The organism is Lactiplantibacillus fabifermentans DSM 21115 (assembly GCF_000498955.2).
Lineage (GTDB): Bacteria > Bacillota > Bacilli > Lactobacillales > Lactobacillaceae > Lactiplantibacillus > Lactiplantibacillus fabifermentans.
The window spans coordinates 1-18902 of the sequence record NZ_AYGX02000109.1 but is presented as its reverse complement, the minus strand read 5'-3'; the positions used below and the strand labels follow the sequence as shown (position 1 = coordinate 18902).

The window sequence follows — 18902 nt, the reverse complement described above, 5'->3', positions numbered from 1 at the left end:
AGGTTATGCTGAACAATTTGTCCAAAAATTCGGATTAAATTTGCAATCTACCAAGTGTTATATAGTTACAGATAAAATAATACTTCTTAGGCCAGCGTCTCAACTAGACAGTACGTAGCAAGCATTAATTGGACCTAGCACGGTGTTCGCGCACCGTGCTTTTTTACTGACCTAATAGCTAAAGTATAGTCACGTTTATCAGTCACGTCAACGATTGCTGATTGCCAATTTTGAACGACGGGCCCCTGTTAAATAAATTAATATTTGCTATGATGGAAAGTAGACAGATTTAACGGGGTGGTGGTGCGATGACGCGGAAACAATCAATTGGAATTCCTTGGCTGATTATTGGTCAATTTATGAATAACATTGGCATGAGCTTTATTTGGCCATTAACGACTATTTATATGCATAATGTCTTAGGTAAGTCATTAACCGAAACGGGGGTTGTCTTGCTGCTGAATTCGGTGGCCAATGTCTTAGCTAGCACGTTAGGTGGTCGCATTTTCGACCGCGGCAACCCGTACTACTTATTACTACTAGGAATTACCATTAACGGCTTGGCAAACTTTTCATTAATTTTTTTACACGGTTGGCCAATGTATCCGATCTTATTAGTGGTTACCGGGTTTGCGAGTGGGTGGTTGAATACGATGTTTAACGCCTTAGCCGCGAGCGTTCCTCATGAGAAGGTTCGCCAGACATTTACTTGGATGTATTTGGCCGCTAATTTAGGCGTCGTTTTTGGGACGATGCTGGTCGGGATTGTTTATAGCATGGGGATGGCGTTATTATTCTCCATGACAACCGGATTATTTGTGATTTTCCTAATTATTGCTATTTTTGAATATAATGTGGATTCGTCCGATGTCACCGGGGTCGATCCGCGCCAAGCTCGCAATGTGAAATTGCCACGCGCTAATGCCCGGATGGTGTGGACCTTTTTTATTAGTTTATTTATTATCTGGCTGCTCTATGAACAATGGGTCAGTAATTTATCGGTCCACATGACCGATCTCGGGATGCCGCTACGTAATTACAGCTTCTTATGGACAATCAATGCGGCCTTATTAGTGATTATTCAAGCGATTTTAAGTTTGCTCGGTGACCGGATTAAAAACTTATATTATCAATTTTTCTTTGGCATGTTATTTGTCGGATTATCATTTTTGTCACTCGTCAGCGCGCACGACTATGCGCATTTTATTTTTGCGATGGTCTTGTTAACGATTGGCGAGGCGACCTGGTCACCGGCGATGCCGACGCTGGTCAGTCAATTGTCACCGGTCAGTGCGAAAGGACGGTATCAAGGCTTAGTGCAGGCGTTTTGTGCGTTAGGTCGGTCGTTAGGACCGTTATTTGGTGGCATGATTATTGATCAGTGGTCGTATAAGGCTTTGTTTTTACTGGCCTTTGTGGTTTTATTAATAGTGTTAGGCATTAATATGGTTGTCGTCCACGTCAATCAACGGCAGGCGACGAATTATTTAAATACCGATATCAAAACAAAATAATGTTTCACGTGAAACAAATATAATCAAAGTTGGTGGCAAAAGTGCGTGTGATGCGAAAATTGAAGGCCAAACGAGTGGTCATAAAAGTTGGCACGAGTACGTTGGTTTATCCCGATGGCTCGATTAATCTACGCGCCATTGATCAGCTGGCCTTCGTCATTAGTGCGATGCGCCATCGGGGTCGTGACGTCGTCTTAGTTTCTTCTGGAGCGATTGGGGTTGGCTTGAACTACATGGGCTTAAAACAACGGCCAAAAGCGATTCCGGAACAACAAGCCATTGCGGCGATTGGACAATCGGAATTGATTTCCATTTATAAGGAACGGTTTGCGATTTATGAACAAAAAATTGGGCAAGTCTTGTTGACGCGTGACATCTTTGTATATCCGAAGAGTCACCGTAACGTCTTGAACACGTTTGACGCGCTGTTAGCGCAAAACGTCGTCCCGATTGTGAATGAAAATGATACGACGGCGGTCGACGAATTGGATCATGAAACCAAATTCGGTGATAATGATCAATTATCCGCGGTCGTGGCAACGAATATCGGGGCGGATTTGTTAATTATGTTGTCGGATATTGATGGCTTTTATGACGCTAATCCGAATGAAGATGCCAAAGCACAATTGTTGGCTCACATTGAAAAAGTTGATCAACAGACGTATGACCTCGCGGGAGGTAGCGGCAGTCGTTTTGGTACGGGTGGCATGGTCACGAAGTTAAAAGCCGCTGAACGGATGATTAAAGCTGACGGTCAAATGATTTTGGCTAACGGTGAAGACCCGAGCATTATTTTTCAAATTATTGCGGGTGAACCGGTCGGCACCTTATTTGGTTAAGCGATAAATTTAGGAGGAATTACCATGGAGATGGCAACAGCTGATTTAGAACAGTTAGGCCAACAGGCGCAACAAGCGAGTTACGCTTTAGGTCTCTTAACAACGACGCAAAAAAATGACGTCTTATTAGCAATGGCCGCCGCATTGACGGCCCAGCAGGCGACCATTTTGGCCGCTAATGCGCAGGATTTAGAGAATCCCCAAGTGCCGGAAAAGTTCGTTGACCGCTTGACGTTGACGGCTGACCGGATTGCAGATATGGCAACGGGGTTAAAACAAGTCGCGGCTTTGCCGGATCCGATTGGTAATGTCGACCACGCTTGGAAAAACACCGCGGGGTTAATGATTGCTAAGCAACGCGTGCCCTTAGGTGTGATTGGGATGATTTTTGAAGCCCGGCCGAACGTGACCGTCGATGCCTCCGCCTTGTGCTTTAAGACCGGTAATGCCGTGATTTTACGGGGTGGTAAAGAAGCGCTCCATTCTAACCAGGCCTTGGTTAATGTCTTACGCGGGGCCTTACAAGCCGCTGGCGTTGATGAAAATGCGATTCAGTTGATTCAAGACACGTCACATGCCACGGCAGAAAAATTCATGCAGTTGACCGATTACGTGGATGTTTTGATTCCGCGGGGGAGTGCCCGCTTGATTCAAACGGTCCTCGCTAAAGCCACCGTGCCAGTTATCGAAACTGGCGCTGGCAATTGTCACGTGTACGTTGATCAAGCCGCCCAATTAAAGATGGCGACCGACATTGTGGTCAACGGTAAGGTGCAACGGCCATCGGTCTGCAACGCGACCGAAAAGTTATTGATTCATGCGGCCGTGGCGGCGGACTATTTGCCAACCATTGTGCAAGCATTACGCGACCAAGGGGTAGAAGTTCGTGGTGATGCGCGAACGCGGGCGATTGTGCCCGATGTGATTCCGGCGACCGATGCGGACTGGGGTACTGAATACAATGACCTCATCATTGCGGTCAAAGTTGTAGATTCGGAAGCCGAAGCGATTCAACATATTAATCGCTATAATACGCAACATTCCGAAGCCATTGTGACGGATAACTACCAAGCTGGAAAGGTATTCCAACAACGCGTGAATGCTGCTTGTGTTTATATCAATGCTTCAACGCGCTTTACGGATGGGTTTGAATTTGGCTTTGGGGCCGAAATCGGGATTTCCACGCAAAAATTACACGCGCGCGGACCGATGGGCTTAGTTGAATTGACTTCCTACAAGTATGTGATTGATGGTAATGGCCAAGTGCGCCAATAAAGCTGAATTCAGTAACTGATAATCTAGTTAACGGGCGGCCGTTAATCTGATTATCAGTTTTTTTATATTCATTTGGAAACCTAATAAATAATCGAACGACAAAAAACGACCAATTTGGTCGTTTTTTTGTGGCTGTTAAAAGGACGTGAATTAAAGACCGTTACACCGGCAAAAACTGTGAATAGTTGCTAACATTCAGTTCTCAGCCACTTAGTTGTTAAAAGGACGTGAAACCGTATCGTACCGGGGATTAGCGTTGATTGATGGTGATTAATTCGGCGAACTTATCAAGGATGGGCAAGCGTTTTCAGCCCCCGTATACTAAGGATAAGTTAATTTGTTGTTTCATAAATCACATTAGGGGGTGTGACGACTTTGGTTAATTCACCACAGCAACTGACGACGCAAGCCTATCTCTTTAATACGGGACAAGGCTTTGCGAGTCAAGATTATTTCGGTTGTCACTTTGTGGATGCGACCCACGTGACTTTTCGGGTTTGGGCACCACAAGCAAAGGCGGTCGCGGTCGTTGGTAGTTTTAATGACTGGCAGGCGACCCCGTTAACACTAGATTGCAGTACGGGTATTTGGGCGGGCACACTGACGACGGTGCAAGCGGGGGATCTATATAAGTTTCAAGTCACTAGCCAAACTGGTGACGTGCAATTAAAGATTGACCCGTTTGCCCAAGAATTTGAACGCAAACCGGGTGATGCAGCCGTTGTTTTGGCTGAGCAGCCGATGCATTGGCACGATAGTCTATGGTTAGCGCGACGGCATAAATCGAAGCCGCAAAATCGACCAATCAATATTTATGAAGTGCATTTAGGGTCATGGCGCCGCCACGCTGACGATAGTTACTATACGTATGCTGAATTAGCCGATGAACTGATTCCATACGTTAAAGGGCTCGGTTACACGCATATCGAACTGATGCCAGTTATGGAACATTTGCTCGATGCGTCATGGGGCTATCAACAATTAGGGTACTTTGCGCCGACGAGTCGCTTTGGGCACCATGCTGATTTTTTGAAATTTGTGGACCGTTGCCATCAAGCCAACTTGGGCGTGATTGTCGACTGGGTCCCCGGGCACTTTATTCGCAACTATGATGCCCTATACCAATACGATGGGACGCCGACGTTTGAGTACGCCGACGAGGATCGCGCCAATAACCGTCGCTGGGGGGCTTGGAACTTTGACCTTGGCAAGACGCAAGTGCAGAGCTTCTTGATTTCCAGTGCTTTGTACTGGTTGAGCACGTGTCATTTGGACGGCTTACGCGTCGATGCGGTTTCCAATATGTTGTATTTGGACTACGACGAAGGGCGCGAAGGGCAAGTTAATCAGTATGGCGATAACCGTAATTTAGAAGGGATTGCCTTTTTACAAAAACTCAATACGGAAGTGTTTGCGCATCATCCCGATATTTTGATGATTGCTGAAGAGTCGTCTTCGTACCCACAAGTGACCGGGATGGTGGCGGATGGCGGCTTAGGATTTAACTACAAGTGGAACATGGGGTGGATGCACGATACGTTGGACTTCTTTGAAATGGACCCGTTGTATCGTTGCGACCATTTCAACTTGTTGACCTTTGCGTTTGTCTACATGTTTGATGAGCAATTCATTCTGCCATTTTCGCATGATGAAGTCGTGCACGGCAAGAAGTCTTTGATGCATAAAATGCCCGGGGACCGCTATAATCAATTCGCAAATTTACGAACGATGATGACATATATGGCGGCGTTTCCGGGGAAACAATTGAATTTTATGGGGTCCGAATGGGGCCAATATTTGGAATGGCGTGACTGGAGTCAATTGGAATGGGTCGATTTGGATGATGCGATGAATGCGCACATGCAACAGTTCACGACCGCCTTAAATACGGTCTATCATGCCAAGCGGCCGCTATGGGAACTTGATCATGAGGCGGCTGGTATCAAATATACGTATACCGATGATCCGGCAAGCTCGACGATGGTCTTTATTCGCCAAGCGAAACGCAAGTATAGTTTTGTGATCGCGGCGTTTAACTTTGTCCCAGTTGAACGGCGTCAGTATCGGATTGGGGTGCCATATCCCGGAACGTATGAATTGTTGCTGAATACCGAAGATCAGACCTATGGGGGCACGTGGACGAAGTTGGAAACGACTTTTACGGCGACCGACCAACCGTTCCATGGGCAACCCGCTAGCTTTGAAGTGACGTTACCGGCCATGGGGGCATTATTGATCCAGCCACACAAAGTCAAAGGGGAGTCGAAAAAATGAATAATGAAATGTTAGGCATTATTTTAGCTGGGGGTCAGGGGACCCGTTTAGGCAAGCTCACAAAAGGTACCGCGAAACCAGCCGTGCCATTCGGTGGGCGCTACCGCATCATTGATTTTACGTTGAGTAACTGTGCGAATTCTGGGGTTGATTCCGTGGGGGTCATCACGCAATATCAACCGCTCGAATTAAATGCCCATATTGGTAACGGCGCTAGTTGGGGCTTGGATAACTTACACGGTGGGGTGACCGTCTTACAACCGTACTCATCGAGCGAAGGTGAGAAGTTCTTTGAAGGCACGGCCCACGCGATTTATCAAAATATTGAATATATTGATCAACAAAATCCAAAATATTTGTTAGTCCTATCTGGCGACCATATTTATAAGATGGATTACGATGCGATGCTCAGTTATCACAAAGCGAAAAAAGCGTCGTTGACGGTCGGTGTTATCCCAGTTTCCAAAGAAGAAGCTAAGCGCTTTGGGATGATGAACACGGATGAGACCGACCGCATCATTGAGTTTGAAGAAAAGCCGGAACATCCGAAGAGCGATAAAGCCTCGATGGGGATTTACATTTTTAATTGGCCGACTTTACGGGATTATCTGATGAAGAGCTATGCGACCGATAAGTCGTTAGAAGACTTTGGTAAAAATGTGATTCCATCGTACTTGGCGCACAACGAATCGGTTTATGCATATGCGTTTAAAGGTTACTGGCGCGATGTGGGGACGATTCAAAGTTTATGGCAAGCGAATATGGAATTTTTATCACCACATAATCGCTTGAATATTGGTGATCAAAACTGGCGCATCTATTCCAAAGCCGAAGTATTGCCGCCGATGTTCTTGACGGAAACGAGCCAAGTCAATAATTCGATGATTGTGGATAGTTGCTATGTGGCTGGTGAAGTCGATCATTCAATCTTATCGCAGCGCGTTTCAGTCGGGATGGGCAGTCGCGTTGTCGATAGTATGGTCATGCCGGGGGCCACGATTGGTAAAAATGTGGTGATCGACCACGCCTTAATTGGGGAAGAAGCAGTCATTGGCGACGATGCGATCGTGCAAGGTAGTGCCGATGAGATTGCCGTTGTTGGGTATAACGAAGTTGTGGGGGTGGAGAAACCATGAAACGAGGAACAGTCAGTGCAATTATTAATTTGGTGGAACCAAGCGAGCAATTAACGCCGTTGACGACGGCGCGGCCAGTCGGCATGTTGCCATTTGGGGGTCGGTATCGGTTATTAGACTTTCCACTATCCAGCGCCGTTAACGCGGGCATTCAAAATGTGATGGTCACGACGCCGCGTTCGGGTCGCTCAGTCTCAGACCATCTGCGTTCGGGGCGTGATTGGGGCTTAGATACGGTTGGTGGTGGCCTATTCATGTATCCGTACAATGATCTGAACTTGATTGCGCCAGAAAAAAAGCAGTCGCTGATTCATCACTACTATGACAACACGATTCTATTCTTGAAGCGTAGTCACAGTGACTATTCCGTTGTGATGAGCACGCGCAATGTGGGCAACATCGACTTAAAAGCGTTGATTCGGTATCACGAAGAACGGGATAATCCGGTCACGACGGTTTATAAGAGTGTTGATCCGGCGAGCTTAACACCGAAAAACACCATTTTACAGTTGACCGATAAGGGGATGGCGACGGCCGTGGTGCCGACCGCCAAAGCGAAGTTGAGCAAAGGCGCTAAAAAAGGTGCCAAGAATATGGATATTTACTTGATGAGTACCGTAGATCTGATTGAAATCTTGCAAGATGCTAATCGGCGCGGCGATATCATCTCCTTAGAAGAACTGATGAAGCAAGCCGTGATGCAGCATAATGCCAATGCCTTTGAATATACCGGTTTTCACGCCAACGTGCACGACTTGAAGAGTTACTTCCAAGCCAATATGGCAATTTTAGAAGAAGCCAACTTCCGCGCGCTCTTTTACAGTTCGCGGCGCATTTATACGAAGGTCAAAAATGAAATTCCGACCTTCTTTGCGGAAGGCTCCCAATTCCGCGCGAGCTTATGTGGGACTGGCGGCTATATCGAAGGGCAAGTTGATCATTCGGTTATTTTCCGCAACGTCCTCATTAATCGCGGCAGTCAGATTAAGGATGCCGTGATCATGCAAGGAACCCGCATCGGCGCCGGCACTAAGATTGAAAATGTAATCATTGATAAGAATGCGGTCATCGGCCCGAACTTAGTCTTGAAAGGGACGCCCGATAATCCACTCGTTATTAGTAAAGGTCAGCATATCTTCCGGCAAGCGGAGGTGGTTACGAGTGAGTAAGATACTCTTTGCCGCGGCCGAAGCAGCGCCGTTTTATAAAACCGGGGGCTTAGGCGATGTCAGTCTAGCGTTGCCACGAGCCCTAGCTGCGGCGGGTGAAACGGTCCGCGTCGTCATTCCGTATTATGAACAACAATTTCCCGATAAATATCGTGGTCAGCTCGCTGACGATACCCACTTTACGGTTTACGTCGGTGGGCAAGCCAAGTATTGTGGGATCAAAACGTTGACGGTCGCTGGCATTCAATATTATTTCATTGATAATCGGGATTACTTCAACCGCGAAGGCTTGTATGGTTACTGGGACGATGGTGAACGCTTCGCCTTTTTCCAAATGGCCATTTGTGAAATGATGGAACGCGTCGCCTATATTCCCGATGTGCTGCATTTAAATGACTGGCATACCGCGTTTATCCCCGTCTTGTTGCAAGAAAAGTATTACTGGGTTGAAGCTTATCAATCGATTAAAACGTTACTAACGATTCATAACATGCAATTTCAAGGTAACTACGATCCGGTTATTTTGGATAGTTTGTTCCAAATGGGTTGGCAGAAGTTCATTGACGGCAGTATCGAATTTGACGGGCAAGTCAACTTTCTGAAGGCCGGGATCGTCTTTGCCAATGCGGTCAATACCGTATCACCAACCTATGCTAAAGAGATTCAAACACCGGCTTTTGGGGAACGACTAGATGGTGTCTTACGCGATTATTCGTGGAAACTCAGTGGCATTATGAATGGCATCGATACCGAGTTGTATGATCCAGCGACGGATTCGGCGTTGACCGCCAACTATACAGCTGCCGACGTCACGCCCAAGATGCTCGATAAACGGGCCTTACAACAAGCCGTGGGGTTACCGACGGCGGAAGTGCCTGTGTTAGCGGTCGTTTCGCGGCTGACGCATCAAAAAGGGATGGATGTGCTGCTAGATAGTCTCGATGACTTTTTGCAACATAATGATGCCCAAATTGTGGTGTTAGGAACCGGTGAACCGGTATTAGAAGACGCGTTCAAGATTTTCCAAGCAGCTTATCCGACCAAGGTCGCCGCGCAAATCAAATTTGACGTTCAATTGGCGCAACAAATTTATGCGGGCGCCGACATCTTCATGATGCCATCGGCGTTTGAACCGTCCGGCTTATCACAAATGATGGCAATGCATTATGGGACCTTACCACTCGTGCATGCGGTGGGAGGCTTGAAGGATACGGTCATCCCATACGATAAAAATACGGGGGCCGGAACCGGCTTTGCATTCGACGATTATCAACCAGCGGTCTTACGAAAAATGATGACGCTCGCTACGACGGTCTATCAAGATGACCAAGTGGCATGGCAACAATTGCAACAACAAGCGATGGCGATAGACTTCGGCTGGGAAAAATCAGCTGCCAAGTACCAGGCATGCTATGAAGACTTGTTGGACACGGGGGTGCAATTTTGAAATTAACAAAGGCACAGTTTAAGAAGGATTTTTTGGCCGAAATTAAGACGTTATACGCCACGACTTTAAGTGACACGTCCGCCTATGGTCAGTTTGTGGCGCTCGGACATTTGGCGCGGCGCTATGATGGCTCACATTGGACAAAAACGTCAAAAAAATATCGGGAGCAAGACCAAAAACAAGTCTATTACTTCTCAATCGAATTCTTACCGGGGCGTTTATTGAAATCCAACTTACTGAACTTAGGACTGTTGGATACGGTGCGTGCGGGGTTAAAAGAACTTGGCTTAGACTTTGAAACGATTAGTGCGGCGGAACCGGATCCGGGTCTCGGTAACGGGGGCTTAGGCCGGTTAGCGGCGTGTTATATGGATTCGATGGCGAGCTTAGGGATTGCGGGCAACGGCAATGGGATTCGTTATCGGTATGGCTTGTTTAAACAAGTCTTTATGGATGGCTACCAAGTTGAATTACCCGACGATTGGCTCCGAAATGGGAATGTCTGGGAAATTCGGCGGGAAAATAAGAGTTGTCTCGTCCGATTTGGGGGCAATGTTTGGATGCAGCCCCAACCAGATGGCACCTTAAAGGCGATGTATGAAAATACCGACGATGTACTCGCCGTGCCGTATGATACCGGCTTAGTCGGCTACCATAACGATGTGACGAATACGCTACGGCTCTGGTCGGTAGAATTACCGCCAAGTGCCGACACGACGTATTATTCGCAAGCCCAACGCGACCGCATTGATGATATTACCAAAGTCTTGTATCCCGACGATTCCAATTCTGAAGGTCAAGCGTTGCGGCTCCGCCAAGAATATTTCTTCTCATCCGCCGGCGTGCAAAGTATTATTCGTCACTATGGGTTGCGCCATCAAGGGATGAAAGAACTCGGGAAAAAGATTGCCATTCATATTAACGATACCCATCCAACCTTGGTAATTCCGGAATTGATGCGTATTTTGATGGATGAACATCACTGTACTTGGGACGTGGCGTGGGAATTGACCAAGTCAGTCATGAGTTATACGAACCATACGATTTTACAAGAAGCCTTGGAAACGTGGCCGATTGATATGTTCAAAGGCTTATTACCGCGGATTTATCAAATCGTGGCCGAAATTGATCGGCGCTATCGGTTAGCTAAAACGCCGGTTTACGGCGAAGCGCTGGTTAATCGCACAGCGCCGCTCGGGGATGGGCAAGTGCGGATGGCGTATTTAGCCGTTATTGGCAGTCACAGTGTTAACGGGGTCGCGCCATTGCACACGGAACTCTTGAAAGATGACGTCTTACGCGATTTATATCAAGTTTATCCTGAACGTTTTAATAATAAGACGAACGGGATTGCGACGCGACGCTGGGTGCAATTAGCCAACGAACCGTTAGCCAACTTGTTAGATGCCAAAATCGGTCAAAGTTGGCGGCAACAGCCAAGTCAGTTGAAAACGTTGCTAGCTTATCAAGACGACCCAAAATTTTTAGCGCAGTTAACGCAGATCAAGACGCAAAATAAGCAAGCGCTGGCGGCCTATGTCAAAAAGACGTTGGACATTGATTTGCGCACCGATGCGATTTTTGATGTACAAATCAAGCGGCTGCACGCCTATAAGCGGCAACTCTTACACGTCTTGGAAATTATTCGCGAGTATTTGGCGATTAAAGACCATCCGCAAGCCCAAGTAACACCACGCGTGCATATCTTTGGGGCGAAAGCGGCGCCAAGTTATCACTACGCCAAATCTATCATTAAACTAATTAACGCGTTGGCCGATTTGATCAACCATGATCCGGAAGTCGGCGATCAATTGAAAGTCGCCTTTATCCCGAACTACGGCGTCTCACTCGGTGAATTGATTATTCCAGCGGCTGACATTAGTGAACAGATTTCAACGGCATCTAAGGAAGCTTCCGGGACGAGTAATATGAAGCTGATGGCTAACGGGGCGTTGTCGTTAGCGACGTTAGACGGGGCCAACATTGATATTATCCAAGCGGCCGGTAACGAAAATGAATACGCGTTTGGCCTGACTGCTAAAGCCGTCTATGGCTATTACGAACGTGGTGATTACCATGCGGTCGACTTTTATAATTCGAATCCGGAACTCAAACGGGTCTTGGATACGTTAATTGACGGCACGATTCCGGGGATTACTACCGAGGGCCGCGAGATTTACGATTCACTGTTACGCTACAATGATGAATTTTTCGTACTGGCCGATTATGAAAGCTATACCCAGCAGCAACAAGCCATTGGTGCAGACTTTAACGACCAAACGACTTGGCAACAAAAAGCTTTGGCCAACATTGCGGCTTCAGGAGTCTTCTCCGCTGATTTGGCGGTAGCCCGGTATAGTGATGATATTTGGCAAGTGCCGCATGCCCAAGTTAATTAAAAAGGAGGTGGGGGCGCCATGCAACTGACCTACGATTCTTTTTTGCCCCAATTCAAGACCCCCTTGGGTGCGGTATTACAAAATACGACCTTGCACTTTACGTTAAACGTCCAAACGCCGGGGTTGTTAAAAACGGTCGCCTTATGTATTGCGCATGATGGCCAATGGGACGCCGAGCAAGCGTTGCCGATGACGGCCACTAGTGACGGCGATTACACCGTGACTTTTGCGCCCGCACAGGCCGGCTTGTACTTTTATTATTTCCGCGTCCAAACGACGCATGACACGACGTTTTATGGCTGTGTCGATGGCGGATACGGTGGTGAAGGCGAGCAGTATGCCCGTCGTGAACAAGTCCAGATGTACCAATTAACCGTGATGCAAGCTAAAGAAACGTTGCCACAATGGTATCGGGAAGGCGTGGCCTATCAAATCTTTGTCGATCGCTTTTACAACGGTAATCCCGATGGTCATGTGAATGCGCCAAAACCCAATAGCTTTATTTACGGGCGCATGACGGATACCCCGATGTATATTCGTAATCAACATCAAGAAATTTTGCGGTGGGACTTTTTCGGCGGTAACTTGCGCGGCATTGAAGCCAAGTTACCTTATTTGAAAAAACTCGGGGTGACCGTGCTTTATTTGACCCCCATTTTTCAAGCCACGAGCAATCACCGCTATGATACCGGCGATTTCTTAAAAATTGACCCAGTTTTGGGTGAGCTCAGTGACTTTGACCATTTAGTGACCGCGATTCATGATGCTGGGATGCACTTGATTTTGGATGGCGTTTTTAACCACGTGGGGGTCGATTCACGCTACTTTAATCGTAGTGGCCATTATGATACCGTCGGCGCCGCGCAAGCGCGGACTAGTCCGTATTATCCGTGGTTCACGTTTATCAACTATCCGACCGAATATGATAGCTGGTGGGGAATTACCGATTTACCAACGGTCGATAAGGAGAATCAAGCTTATCGTGACTTTATCTTTGGTCAACCGAGCTCAGTCATTAATTATTGGACGGAGCGCGGCGTGGATGGCTGGCGGTTAGACGTCGCTGATGAATTACCAGATGACTTTATCATGGGAATTCGCCACGCTTTAGACCAATTCGACGACAAAGTGCTGATTGGTGAAGTTTGGGAGGATGCGTCGCATAAATTAGCTTATGGGCAACGGCGCCATTATTTGGAAGGTGGTGGCCTCCAAGCGGTCATGAATTATCCGCTGCGCCGCTTGATTATTCACGTGTTAACCGGCACCTTGGCACCCGTTGATTGGTGGCGCGAGCTGATGACGCTTAAAGAAAACTATCCGCAAACGACGTTCCGATATAATTTCAATAATATTGGGAGCCACGATACGCCCCGCATCTTGACGATGTTGCAAGAAGATATGAGTCGGCTACAACTGGCCGTTAGTATGCTGCTCACCTTGCCGGGTGTCCCATGTTTGTACTACGGTGATGAAGCGAAGATGACTGGGGGTAAAGATCCCGATAATCGGGCGTTTTATCCGTGGGCTAGTGCTGATCAAGCCCAGATTCACTATGTTCAAAAGTGGACCCATTGGCGCCAAAATCATCCGTGGTTAAATACTGCCGCGATGGCGCCATTTTACTTGGCAGATTACGGGATTGGCTACGTCTATTGGCAAGATGGGCAAACAGTGTTAGTTGTGATTAACGTGACGAACATGAATCATGTCATTGCGGCCGCTGATTGGCATTTAGCGGTCGTCCCGCCAGAACTCGCGTCAGCCGTGCAACAACGGCTGAATGGGCAGACCTTAAGTGGCACGCAAATTCAACTTATTGAAAACTTTACATGAAATTTACAGAAAAACGATAGTTGTACAACCCGGAAAGCACTATATTATAAATGTACTTCTTAATCAGCACCCCGCGATTATGTCATTAAGAAGTATCCCCGTCGATCCTTAAGAGACGTATAAAAAAGTCATGACTTTCCTTGATTGGTCATGGCTTTTTTTACGCCCTTTTTTCGGCGCCCGCTCTTGAAACTACAAGCAATATTTTCAGTAGTCGTCGACCTTCGCTGTATAATTAACTTATGAACTAAACTAGTTCGTGCTTTGAGAAAGAAGGTAATGGTTTGTACCAAGCAGTGGTCTTTTTTGACCTGGATGGCACGTTGATGCAGGACGATAAAACGGTCGCACCTAGCAGCGTACACGCCATTCAACAATTGAAAGCAAATGGCGTCTTGCCGGTTATCGCGACTGGTCGCAACGTGTTTGAAGTCCGAGATGTGATGCAAGCAACGGGGATTGACTCGATTGTAAGCGCCAATGGGAGTTATGTGCAATATCAAGGAAAATTTTTATCAGCCCACGAAATCGACAAAGGGCTCCTACAAGATGTGACCCACTATGCTAATCAGCACGGGGATGCGCTGGCTTATTATAACAACGCCGGTTTTGCGCTCAGCCATCGCGACGCGTTGACGACTGCTAATTTTCACAAGTTACACCAACCGGCCGTCGTGGCCCCGCGGTATTATCAACATCAGCATATCAACTTCATATTGACGTTTGACGCTGGTGATGCGCGGCGTTACCGCGACCGCTATCGGGGCCAGTTGAGCTTCGTGCGCAACAATCCGCGGGCACTGGATACGATGCGGTGGGGTGTCTCCAAAGCGGTTGGCATTCGCGATATCTTAGTCCAAGCCCACTTAACGAACGTCCCGACATATGCTTTTGGCGATGCGGACAACGATATTGAGATGTTTCAAATGGTCACCACGCCGATTGCAATGGGCAACGGGCAAGCCAACGTGAAGCGTCTCGCCAAATATGTCACTAGTGACAACATGCATGGTGGGATTGCACAAGGGTTACGGCACTTCGATTTGATTTAGATCATTAGGATGGTTGTCTTCGAATGTTGGCCCTCCAGCAAGTTAAAGTGTTCTCGTGCTGGGACCGGTTTGCGCCAAAGGGCGGTCGCAAGCCTCGTTTTTGAGCTTAGCCCAACCCGCTAATCTCAAAAGTCGTCCTTGTTCTAAGTCGAGAAAACCACTCGACTAAGAACAATTTCGGTACGTTCACACTTTAACTTGCTTCCGGGATGCCATAGCTTACTTGAACTTACTATTCGAATGGCATAACAAAATAGTTGTCATAATTTTTTTATTGCGCTATATATGTGTGTTAGTAGTCGGCATATTTTAGCTCTCGGTTGGCAGCGTGAAAGTTACTGTACAAGTGGGGTCATTTTACCAACTTAGACTACCGCCATCTATAAAAGTAGTTTCTCCAATGTTGGTTGTTGCGACAGTGGGGCGACCAGACGTCACGACTTCCAACAAAATAGTAATCAAAATAAAAGGTGCGACTACATAATTTGTGTAATCGCACCATTGTTATATAAAAACCAATTTAGCTACTAGCTGACCGTAATGGAGGCCCAAGACCGCTTCTCAGGCTTGGACCGGTCCACATAGCGGATGGAATTACGGTCAGCTGGTAGCGGCAATAACTACCTTTGAGCTCGACTTGTCGGGCGCCTAGATCTTACCGACTAAGTCCAAGCTAGGTGTAATTGGGGTTTCACCTGGATGCCAGTTGGCTGGGCAAACCATATCGCCGTGAGCGGCGACGAATTCGGCGGCCATTAAGGTCCGGTAGACTTCGTTGGCATTGCGGCCGATGTTCATGTCGTTGATTGTATATGACTTGATTTGGCCTTCCGGGTTAACGATGAAGACGCCGCGATAAGCTTGACCCGCGTCTTCGTCTAAGACGTCAAAGAACCGTGCTAATTTGCCAGCGGGGTCGGCAAGCATCGGATATTGGACTTGGCCAATCGTGTCCGTCGCGTCGGCCCAGGCTTTATGGACGAATTCGGAATCTTCGGATACTGAGTAGATTTCCGCGTTGGCTTTTTGGAAGTCTTCATAGTGGGCTTGTAAGTCGCCCAGTTCGGTTGGACAAACGAAAGTAAAGTCGGCTGGGTAGAAGAAAAAGACCGCCCACTTGCCTAACACATCCGCGGTCGTAATCGTCCGCGTTGCCCCTTGTTGATAAGCATTTACTGAAAATTCCGGTAATTTCTGATCAATATAATTCATAATAACGCCCTCCGTATTTAGAATCATTCTTATTTCATAACCAATATAAAACATTAGCAACTAAATTTCAACCCGAATCTCGATAAAAGTTAGGATAACCGAAATGGAATCAACCAAAAAAGCGTTCGGACAGCGTCCAAACGCTTTTTATAATTAAGCTAAAGCGGCATCGAGTTCTTTTTGAATATTAGCTAAGGTTAATTGCGTCGTATCCGTGAAGTTGATGTTTGCGGCCGCTAACACTTGTGGATCACCAATCCCAATGGAAGTTTCGCCAGCGCCGTTGATCGATTGGACCCCGGCGGCGGCATCTTCAACCCCAATACATTGAGCGGGGTCGAGGTTCAAGATTTCAGCGCCGCGACGGAAGATTTCTGGATCGGGCTTGCCATGTTTTAAGCTGGCCGGGTCAACGGACTTGGTGAAATAGTCGCCCAGACCTAAGTGCTTCAATACTAATGGGGAGTTCTTAGAAGCTGAAGCTAATGATAATAAGTAACCTTGAGCTTTCAAATCATCCAAGAACGCTTGGATGCCCGGTAAGATGTTAGCGGGCGTCATTTGATTAACTAATTTCAAATAGTTATCGTTCTTTTCGGTCGCTAACGCTACTTTTTCGTCCTCAGTAAAATCATTTTCTTTGTGGTCGCGCGCAAGGATTAAGTTTAAAGAATCCATCCGACTAATACCCTTTAACGCGTCGGCCAAATCGTCATCCCATTTAACGCCGACTTTATCAGCGACTTGGTGCCATGCTTGGCTATGGAAAATTGACGTATCGGTAATCACGCCGTCTAAATCAAATACAAATCCTTTAATATCAGCAAATTTTGTCATTTTTAATATCCCCTTATTTATGTGCATAGGCCACTGTTAGTGGTTTATTAGCTTGTAAGTCATAATTTTTACCAGCAATTTGAATCGAGCTTGGTTGGTCGACGGTCACGGTCACTTTTTCGTGATCAACTGCGAAGGTGTAGTGTCCGCCTTGGAACGTGTGCTTAAATTTGAGAGCTTGCCATTGCGCGGGTAGTTGCGGATTAACCGTCAAATGCTTGCCTAACACATCGACGCCACCGAAGTTACGCGTTTCGAGTAATAAAGTTGCGCACATGACGCCAAGGTGAATCCCTTCAGCGGTCGTCCCACCTTGAATATCGTAGTAATCCGAGAAAAGGGCTTCAGAGAATAATGTCCACGCCTGATCGTAGTTTTCATCGAGTTGGTTTAAGACCGCATAGACAATTCGCGATAAGGAGAGCCATGCGTTGTCCGTTCCAAGTAGTACTGAATATTGTGTGTCAAATACTCTTTTGGTAATTGATACCCTAAGTCAGTAATGATTTTTTGGACGGCACTGACGTCGAAGTTGTAAAAGGCCATCAACGCGTCGGCTTGTTTCGCGACTTGGTAGGCGTCGGGCGTTTTATCCTCGGCCTTTAAGATGCGGTCCATCCGGGCAATATCGCCATATTTTTGCCGATAAGCGCGGAAGTCGAGGGTTGGCAACTTAAAGTAGCCTTCAAATTGAGCAATAATCCCACTTTGATTAATTTCAAGCGCTAACTTATGACTAATGTCAGTCATTTTAGTCGCTAATTCCGGTTTGAAATCAGCGGCGTTGGCGGCTTTTTGATAAGCCTCGTTGGTAATCTTAGTGCGTAAGTGATCGATCGTTTGGAAGAGCCAAGCGACCATGATATTGGTATAGGCGTTGTTCTTCAAGCCGGGGGTCTTGCTATTTGGATAGTTTTCGTGGAATTCATCAGGTCCCATGACCCCGCTAATCGAATAACGGCCAGTTTGGTCGTCATAAGTCGCTTTACTAAGCCAAAATTCTGCTATTGAGAGTAACATTTCCATGCCGTAATCGGCTAAGAATTGCTTGTCTTTGGTGTCGTGGTAGTAGACCCAAATGTTATAAGCAATGTCTAAGGAGACGTGGCGTTGTAAGCGACTGTTGTCGGGATCCCAAGTATCGGTAATCGGATTTAAATGGGTGATTTGCGCTTGCTCGTCACCATATTGGGCCGATTGCCAAGGATACATGGCGCCGGCAAAACCGGCCGCCTTTGCATTAGCGCGCGCCGCTGGTAAGCGCCGGTAGCGGTACAGTAAGAGTTGCTTGGCGAGTTCTGGGCGATGCAAGGCATAGAACGGTAAAATGAACATTTCATCCCAGAACACGTGGCCCCGGTAGGCTTCGCCATGTAACCCCCGGGCACCGACGGACGCATCTAACTGGCCGCTTTCAATCGCCGCGGCGGAAACTAAACTATGGAAAATATTGACCCGCGTCAACCGCTGACTCGTGATGTCACCGCGAATCTTGATATCGGCATCTTGCCATGCTTGATGCCAGTAATCACGACTCGTTTTAACGGTGTCATCAAAACTAGTCTGCGTCAATTCGGTATTGACGTGTTGGATTAAATCGTCGTTTTGGACGTTGCTGGTGGCAATCACGACTGATTTATCGAAGGTATACGTTTTGCCGGCTTGCACAGCGAGCGAAACGGTTTGTTGCACGCCTTGCGGTTGATTGTTGACTTGAATCACTTGGTCCGACCCTAAATCCGGACTTGTTAACTTAGCGCCAATCGTATAGTCAATTTTTGACGTTTTCGTTTGTCCAGATAAGTACACTGCATCGGTTTGGGATTCGATTCCCAGCGTTTGCAAGTGATGCTGGTCAAAAGGTAGATTGCAAATTTAATCCGAATTTTTGGACAAATTGTTCAGCATAACC

Annotated in this window: 13 protein-coding genes and 1 pseudogene; 10 read left to right on the top strand and 4 right to left on the bottom strand. The window is 47.1% G+C overall.

Annotation, left to right across the window (positions count from 1 at the left end):
• The first annotated feature begins 308 nt into the window (after window positions 1–308).
• The 10 genes from DY78_RS09990 to DY78_RS09945 all read left to right on the top strand — a co-directional run bounded on the left by DY78_RS09990 (window position 309) and on the right by DY78_RS09945 (window position 14941).
• Window positions 309–1514, top strand: coding sequence for an MDR family MFS transporter (locus DY78_RS09990; protein WP_033612627.1), 1206 nt, complete (start codon window positions 309–311; stop codon window positions 1512–1514).
• A gap of 41 nt (window positions 1515–1555) precedes the next feature.
• Entirely contained in the window at window positions 1556–2353 is a 798-nt protein-coding gene (gene proB / locus DY78_RS09985) for a glutamate 5-kinase (protein ID WP_024625290.1), read from the top strand.
• A gap of 24 nt (window positions 2354–2377) precedes the next feature.
• Complete coding sequence (locus DY78_RS09980; RefSeq protein WP_024625289.1) at window positions 2378–3628, top strand: glutamate-5-semialdehyde dehydrogenase; 1251 nt, start codon at window positions 2378–2380, stop codon at window positions 3626–3628.
• Between the two features lie 375 nt (window positions 3629–4003).
• Window positions 4004–5902, top strand: coding sequence for a 1,4-alpha-glucan branching protein GlgB (gene glgB, locus DY78_RS09975; RefSeq protein ID WP_024625288.1), 1899 nt, complete (start codon window positions 4004–4006; stop codon window positions 5900–5902).
• A complete protein-coding gene (locus DY78_RS09970) occupies window positions 5899–7038 on the top strand; it encodes a glucose-1-phosphate adenylyltransferase (RefSeq protein WP_024625287.1) in 1140 nt (379 codons plus the stop codon). The genes glgB and DY78_RS09970 overlap by 4 nt, the downstream gene beginning before the upstream one ends.
• Window positions 7035–8207: a glucose-1-phosphate adenylyltransferase subunit GlgD gene (gene glgD / locus DY78_RS09965; protein WP_024625286.1), complete on the top strand. Its 1173-nt coding sequence runs from the start codon at window positions 7035–7037 to the stop codon at window positions 8205–8207. Before DY78_RS09970 ends, glgD begins: the two co-directional genes overlap by 4 nt.
• Window positions 8200–9654, top strand: coding sequence for a glycogen synthase GlgA (gene glgA / locus DY78_RS09960; RefSeq protein WP_024625285.1), 1455 nt, complete (start codon window positions 8200–8202; stop codon window positions 9652–9654). Before glgD ends, glgA begins: the two co-directional genes overlap by 8 nt.
• A complete protein-coding gene (locus tag DY78_RS09955; RefSeq protein ID WP_024625284.1) occupies window positions 9651–12053 on the top strand; it encodes a glycogen/starch/alpha-glucan phosphorylase in 2403 nt (800 codons plus the stop codon). The genes glgA and DY78_RS09955 overlap by 4 nt, the downstream gene beginning before the upstream one ends.
• 18 nt (window positions 12054–12071) lie before the next feature.
• The gene (locus DY78_RS09950) at window positions 12072–13889 is read left to right on the top strand and encodes a glycoside hydrolase family 13 protein (protein ID WP_024625283.1); all 1818 of its coding nucleotides are present in this window, start codon (window positions 12072–12074) and stop codon (window positions 13887–13889) included.
• A 284-nt stretch (window positions 13890–14173) separates the two neighbouring features.
• Window positions 14174–14941, top strand: coding sequence for a Cof-type HAD-IIB family hydrolase (locus tag DY78_RS09945; protein ID WP_024625282.1), 768 nt, complete (start codon window positions 14174–14176; stop codon window positions 14939–14941).
• 648 nt (window positions 14942–15589) lie between these two features.
• On the opposite strand, the gene DY78_RS09940 is transcribed toward DY78_RS09945, so the two are convergent.
• The 4 genes and pseudogenes from DY78_RS09940 to DY78_RS09930 form a co-directional block, all read right to left on the bottom strand.
• A complete protein-coding gene (locus tag DY78_RS09940; RefSeq protein WP_024625281.1) occupies window positions 15590–16153 on the bottom strand; it encodes a redoxin domain-containing protein in 564 nt (187 codons plus the stop codon).
• Between the two features lie 153 nt (window positions 16154–16306).
• The gene (gene pgmB, locus DY78_RS09935) at window positions 16307–16990 is read right to left on the bottom strand and encodes a beta-phosphoglucomutase (protein ID WP_024625280.1); all 684 of its coding nucleotides are present in this window, start codon (window positions 16988–16990) and stop codon (window positions 16307–16309) included.
• A gap of 13 nt (window positions 16991–17003) precedes the next feature.
• Window positions 17004–17267, bottom strand: coding sequence for a glycosyl hydrolase family 65 domain-containing protein (locus DY78_RS16635; protein ID WP_235810663.1), 264 nt, complete (start codon window positions 17265–17267; stop codon window positions 17004–17006).
• A gap of 45 nt (window positions 17268–17312) precedes the next feature.
• Window positions 17313–18619: pseudogene (locus DY78_RS09930) on the bottom strand (glycoside hydrolase family 65 protein); the annotation flags it as partial.
• Window positions 18620–18902: the final 283 nt, after the last annotated feature.

Excerpts from the sequence above, each read along its gene's own strand:
- DY78_RS09980 (WP_024625289.1), top strand. The coding sequence starts at position 2,378 with ATGGAGATGGCAACAGCTGATTTAGAACAGTTAGGCCAACAGGCGCAA.
- glgD (WP_024625286.1), top strand. The coding sequence starts at position 7,035 with ATGAAACGAGGAACAGTCAGTGCAATTATTAATTTGGTGGAACCAAGC.
- DY78_RS09990 (WP_033612627.1), top strand. The coding sequence starts at position 309 with ATGACGCGGAAACAATCAATTGGAATTCCTTGGCTGATTATTGGTCAA.
- DY78_RS16635 (WP_235810663.1), bottom strand. The coding sequence starts at position 17,267 with ATGTGCGCAACTTTATTACTCGAAACGCGTAACTTCGGTGGCGTCGAT.
- pgmB (WP_024625280.1), bottom strand. The coding sequence starts at position 16,990 with ATGACAAAATTTGCTGATATTAAAGGATTTGTATTTGATTTAGACGGC.
- DY78_RS09950 (WP_024625283.1), top strand. The coding sequence starts at position 12,072 with ATGCAACTGACCTACGATTCTTTTTTGCCCCAATTCAAGACCCCCTTG.
- DY78_RS09970 (WP_024625287.1), top strand. The coding sequence starts at position 5,899 with ATGAATAATGAAATGTTAGGCATTATTTTAGCTGGGGGTCAGGGGACC.
- DY78_RS09940 (WP_024625281.1), bottom strand. The coding sequence starts at position 16,153 with ATGAATTATATTGATCAGAAATTACCGGAATTTTCAGTAAATGCTTAT.